Genomic DNA, 3597 nt, shown 5'->3' on the forward strand with positions numbered 1-3597 from the left:
CAAAGTGAACTGCGATTGGGGAAATTATATTCGGGCAATGTTAATCTCTTGGCGGTAAGTTTTTCACTCCAGGCAGTTCAATCTTTTAATCTACCTAATCAAGGAAGCCAGGCTCATAACGATAAGCACAAGCACAAGGTAGATAAGGAACTGAATAAGCTTATGCCTTCTGGCAATCCAACCACCTGTCGCCCGGTTGACAAATCCTGTAAGTAACCAGGCACTCAGGGCTATGCATGCGAGCATTAATGCTTTTTCAAATAAATCCATAACAACAAAAACTTTTTACTAATCAAAATTATTAGCCCATTTAGATAATTGGAATTATTTTGGATATACTGCGGTAAATTCCAAGGTTCATGTTTGCCAAATGACAAGATGCTAAAACTTATCTTTTATTAAACTAGTTTTTATGCATAGATATCATTCCTCATAACCGAATTTTATGTTTTCAGATTTTATAGATATAGTCAAAAACAAGACCACGCTCCTCATTCTTTTAGTAATTGGAGTATTGGTTTCTGTTTATGCTGGAAAATTAGTTTACAACCGAGAGACAGATGCAATCCATCTCTCGTTCAGAAGAGATTTTAGTGATAAGGTACAGGCATTATCAAGGGAGTTATTTCTCATGGTGGAGGTCGTTTATGGAGTCAAAAACCTGTATGATTGCTCGGATAATGTAGATTATGATGAATTTATTACCAATGTTCATTCCTTTCTCACAAGGCATGGCGACAAAATACAAGCCTTGTCATGGAATCCCCGTGAAACGACTGAAAGTATACCTGTATTTTTAGAAAGCATCCGTAGTCTTTCCCCTGATTTTAAAGAATTTGAAATTTCGGAAAGAAACGAGCAAGGCTTGCTTGTGAAGGCAAAATTGGATCGTGAATCGTATTTTCCGATCGCTTTTATTGAACCAATGATTGGCAATGAAGTGGCACATGGTTTCGATATAGCCTCAGATCCTGAAAGGTATGAAACTATAAAATCGGCCATGAAGACCGGAGAGATTCATGCAACCCCTACAATCGATCTAGTCCAACATAGGGGTAAGGGAGTGTTGGTCATCGCTCCGATATACAAAGGGAAACCCAAGACATTGGAAAAGCGGATCGAACAATTGGATGGTGTGGTTGTTGGAGTTTTCAATGTTAATCGAATGGTTGATAAGGCATTAAGAAGTACAGCTGCCCAGAATCTAACTATTGAAATACTTGAGGGGGAGTTTCCCGCAAAACTTAAACCCAAGCCCGGAGTATTGAGTAAAGCGTCAATTATTGAAATGCCCACCGGGAATTCCTTTAAATCCATCTACAGCTCTTCTGAGGATGAATCTGCTATTTTCCCAACGCTTGGAGACTTTGGTGAATTTGATACGATCACATTTGCTAATCGTTCCTGGGGAATAAAGGGAACTCCCTTTCAAGATTATGTTGAGCAACGTAGAACCTTCGCCCCTTTATTGGTTTCCATCTTCGGTACATTTTTATGCGTAACAACTTTTGGTTATTTATTTCGAATTTTGGTGGTTCAGGAAAAATTAAAAGCTCTCACCATGCTCGACAGTTTAACAAAGGTAGCCAACAAGCGTGGAATTATAGATTGTCTCAACTATGAGTGGAAAAGATGTATGCGGGACACACAGAGCTTAAGTATCTGCATGATTGATATAGATGAATTTAAGAAGTTCAATGATACCTATGGTCATGTTGCTGGGGATCGCTGTCTTCAGGAAGTGGCAGAAGCCTTACAGAAGGCAGCAACAAGATCCGTCGATTTAATAGGCAGATATGGTGGGGAAGAGTTTTGTCTTATTATGCCGAACACAAACGATCCTTCCATGGTTGCAAAATCATGCTTGGATAATGTTGCGGACTTACATATTCCGCATAGTGGTTCAAGTTCTGCTTCCTATGTCTCTGTAAGTATTGGTCTGGCTACTATAGTTCCTCAAAAAGATGATAGTTTAACCACATTTTTAAAGGCTGCAGATAAGGCGCTATACGAGGCCAAAGAATTTGGGAGAAATCAAATTGTTATCGCAAAGGAAGTGGAGCACGGCCATGCCTTGGCAGGCGATGTGATTAAGCCTGGGTTAAGGAAAAGTGCAACTCGGCAACCTTGGTAAATTTGTACCTTTATTTTGATCCTGCTTGCTGGTTATAAAAAATTTCTTGCTTTAAGATGGGATCTAAAATCAATTCAAATCCATGACAATTGAAGATAAAAGAGAATTTGTTCGAATGGATGTACAGATCCCTTTCCTGTATCGTGTCCTTTCTGAAGAAGATGCCAAAGTTATTCAATGCCCGAACTTTCCCGACTTCACTTATTTTACAGATTATATTGCTGCAGAGTTGGAGGCTTTGGATCAATCAATTTCAAAAGCGGTTGATCTTGTTCAGCAAACCAACCCAGATGTTGCTCAGGTATTGCGTCTTCTGGAACAAAAAACTGAAGTTAACCGTGCGCGAATCGATTCGGTTTACCAAAACGAAGAGATTTCTCTTCGCTGGGTCAATCTCAGTGCAACTGGCGTTGGTATCACTGCAAATGTGAATGCTAAACCAACCGACAAAGTAGATATTCTATATCGCCTGGATAATACCAAACCCATCGTTCTTTTGAGATGTGCTGTCATTCAAGTAACTCCGCTTGGTGGGACTCGAAATAAGCTATCCCTTAAATTTGAGAAAACTTCCGAAAAAAACAAACGGGACATTGTGCTGTTTCTTCAGGAAAAACAGATCGAAAAAGCCAGACGCAAAAAAGGCAACTAATACCCGCTGAATAGCTTTTATCGCCGATATTTCGGCTTCCTGTTGGTGGGTTTTATCGGTGAAGCACTACCGATGAAAATTTTAAAACCTTTGCCCAATTCATTCTTTTCAGGCGGATACCCAAAAGTGTGCCCTGGAGGAGGGAAAGTTACCAAATGGTGTCATGCCTATCGCTACTGGCATACTGATTGATAAGTATCGTCAGTTTGAGGGAGAGCCTACTCAGACCATAGAGGTCAGAAAGACTGTTACCCTTGACGATGTTAAGGGAGAGTTAGACCGAATCAAGCGAGGGCCGAGCGATGAGATTGAAGTGGTGGAGTAGGGCAGTGGTAGGGATAGCTTAGCACTATTCCAAAACACTTATTTCTTTTTAACAGATCCCACTTTCTCTTCTTTGTTATCGGATGGAGAGAGTACGATCAGAGCAACACCTGGTCTTTTTCCCGTGTGCAAGGCGTAATGTAAACTCTGACCGATCGCTTCTGCCCACTTCTTTGCAAAGTCTACTTCTATGGCGTGTGTGGCGGTTAGAATATCGCACCTCGTGCCGTCCTTCATTACCACTTCCACTTGTCCACCAATCTCCCTTGCAAACTTCTCTTGGTAGTACCTCTCGGATTGCTTGCCCAATAACGGCAGGGCTAGGAGGAGGAAGAGAACTATCTTCATATCAATTATATGCAGTGAACCTCTTCCCAAAACCAATCGGTGTCTTCTTCCTCATGGTACCTCTCCCACATTTCAGTAACCTCATCCTCGATCACTTGATCAGGATCATACCACAAAGTGTATTCAGCGAATGCACTAC

At 41.0% G+C, this 3597-nt stretch carries 5 protein-coding genes; 4 read left to right on the plus strand and 1 reads right to left on the minus strand.

Features of this window, described 5'->3' with window-relative positions; all coding sequences use genetic code 11:
- From ACKPQ4_RS05870 to ACKPQ4_RS05885, 4 genes are all read left to right on the plus strand, one after another.
- The coding region (locus tag ACKPQ4_RS05870; protein WP_407680269.1) for a hypothetical protein at window positions 1-216 on the plus strand (216 nt) is incomplete at its 5' end.
- A 229-nt stretch (window positions 217-445) separates the two neighbouring features.
- The gene (locus tag ACKPQ4_RS05875; RefSeq protein WP_407680270.1) at window positions 446-2134 is read left to right on the plus strand and encodes a sensor domain-containing diguanylate cyclase; all 1689 of its coding nucleotides are present in this window, start codon (window positions 446-448) and stop codon (window positions 2132-2134) included.
- Between the two features lie 82 nt (window positions 2135-2216).
- On the plus strand, window positions 2217-2786 hold the full coding sequence (locus ACKPQ4_RS05880) for a PilZ domain-containing protein (protein WP_407680271.1): 570 nt from the start codon (window positions 2217-2219) through the stop codon (window positions 2784-2786).
- Between the two features lie 163 nt (window positions 2787-2949).
- Window positions 2950-3111 (plus strand): hypothetical protein, encoded by a 162-nt coding sequence (locus tag ACKPQ4_RS05885; RefSeq protein ID WP_407680272.1) that lies wholly within the window; start codon window positions 2950-2952, stop codon window positions 3109-3111.
- 38 nt (window positions 3112-3149) lie between these two features.
- Here ACKPQ4_RS05885 and ACKPQ4_RS05890 read toward each other — a convergent pair whose 3' ends face one another.
- Window positions 3150-3458: a hypothetical protein gene (locus ACKPQ4_RS05890; protein WP_407680273.1), complete on the minus strand. Its 309-nt coding sequence runs from the start codon at window positions 3456-3458 to the stop codon at window positions 3150-3152.
- Window positions 3459-3597 lie beyond the last annotated feature (139 nt).

The organism is Candidatus Chordibacter forsetii, assembly GCF_964187505.1.
GTDB lineage: Bacteria > Verrucomicrobiota > Verrucomicrobiia > Opitutales > Seribacteraceae > Chordibacter > Chordibacter forsetii.